General features: G+C 73.7%; 1 protein-coding gene. It reads right to left on the minus strand.

Annotation, left to right across the window (positions count from 1 at the left end; genetic code table 11):
• Positions 1–83: 83 nt before the first annotated feature.
• The gene (locus ACWCO3_RS34430) at positions 84–1586 is read right to left on the minus strand and encodes a gamma-glutamyltransferase family protein (protein ID WP_450014175.1); all 1503 of its coding nucleotides are present in this window, start codon (positions 1584–1586) and stop codon (positions 84–86) included.
• Positions 1587–1710: the final 124 nt, after the last annotated feature.

Raw genomic sequence — 1710 nt, forward strand, 5'->3', positions numbered from 1 at the left:
GGTGTTGTATCCGGGCGAATATCCAACGCGGCCGGTCGTCGTCCGGGCCCGCCGCAGGCCGGCCAGTGGCTTCGACACAGGCCCTAACGGCCGCAGGCGTAGCCCTGCATCCCCCGGGGGTTCGCACCGGCGGCGAGCACACCCGTCGCCGGGTCCCGGGTCACCGCACAGAGCCGGCCGAGGCTCCACCCGTCGACCACCCGCACCTCGTGCCCGTACGCCCGCAGGGCCGCCAGCACGCTGTCGTCGTACCGGTCCTCCACCACCAGGACACCGGGCTCCATGTCCCGTGGATAGAACGACCCCGGCAGGCCGAGCGTGTGCCAGGCCGGGGCATCGATCGCCTCCTGGAGGGTCTGACCGCCGACGAGGTGCCGTAGCAGGAACGGCAACTGCCACTGGTCCTGCTGGTCGCCACCCGGTGTCCCGCACGCCAGCACCGGCTCCCCGTCGCGGTGCACCATCGTCGGGCTCAACGTCGTACGCGGTCGCCGCCCCGGCGCCAACGACGACGCGAGGCCCTCCTCCAGCCAGAACATCTGCAACCTGCTGCCCAGCGGGAAGCCGAGTTCCGGGATCGTCGGCGAACTCTGCAACCAGCCACCGCTCGGGGTAGCGGAGATCATGTTGCCCCACCTGTCGACCACGTCGACGTGACAGGTGTCGCCACGGGTCACCCCGTCCGACTGCACCGTCGGCTCCCCCGTCGTCGGGTCCGTCGGATCAGCCCGCCGCCCGACACCGGGTCGGACGTGGGCCGGCAGGCGAGGCTGTGCCCCGTCGGGACGTCCCGGCCGCAACTGAACCGACGCGCGGTCACCGACCAGGGCAGCCCGCTCCCGCGCGTACTCCCGGGAGAGCAGCGCCTTGGCGGGCACGTCGGCGTCGTCGCCGTACCAGGCCTCCCGGTCGGCGAAGGCGAGCTTGAGCGCCTCGACCTGGGCGTGCACACCGGTCACGGTGCCCGGGTCGTACGCCTCGGGCTCGTCGAGCGCGTCGAGGGTGGCCAGCGCCTGCAACAGCACCGGGCCCTGACCCCAGAACCCGGTCTTCGCCACCGAATAGCCGTGCCAGTCGAGGGTGGCGGGCTCCTCCCAGGTCGCCGAGTACGCGGCCAGGTCGTCCCCGGTGACCAGACCGGCATTCGGTCGGCCGCTGGAGTCCTGGAACGGCCGTCGGCTGAACGCGTCGATCGCCTCGGCGACGAAACCCGTACTCCAGGCGCGTCGCGCGGCCTCGATCTGCGCCTCCCGGTCCGCGCCGGCCGCCTGCCCCGCCTCCACCAGTCGGCGCAGGGTGTCCGCGTACGCCGGGTTGGTGACCATCTCCCCCGCGCGCGGGGGCCGGCCGCCGCGCAGCCAGAGCGCGGCGGAGGTGGGCCAGTGTTCCTCGAACAACGACCGCACGGCGGCGACTGTGTCACCCACGCGGCCCACCAGCGGGTGACCGGCGCCCGCGTAGCCGATCGCCGGCTCCAGCACCTCGGCGAGGGTGAGCGTGCCGTGCTCGCGCAGCAGCAGGAGCCAGGCGTCCACGGCACCGGGTACGGCCGCGGCGAGCGGCCCGGCCCCCGGTACGAGGTCCATCCCGAGGGAGCGGAAGTGCGCGATGGTCGCCCCGGCCGGTGCCGGCCCCCGACGCGCGCACCGCTCTCACGCTCCGCCTTCTCGGCGGTCTCGACGTGCCGGAGATCGCCCGGGCGTACCTGAT

This window comes from Micromonospora sp. NPDC002411 (assembly GCF_053592955.1).

Excerpts from the sequence above, each read along its gene's own strand:
- ACWCO3_RS34430 (WP_450014175.1), bottom strand. The coding sequence starts at position 1,586 with ATGGACCTCGTACCGGGGGCCGGGCCGCTCGCCGCGGCCGTACCCGGT.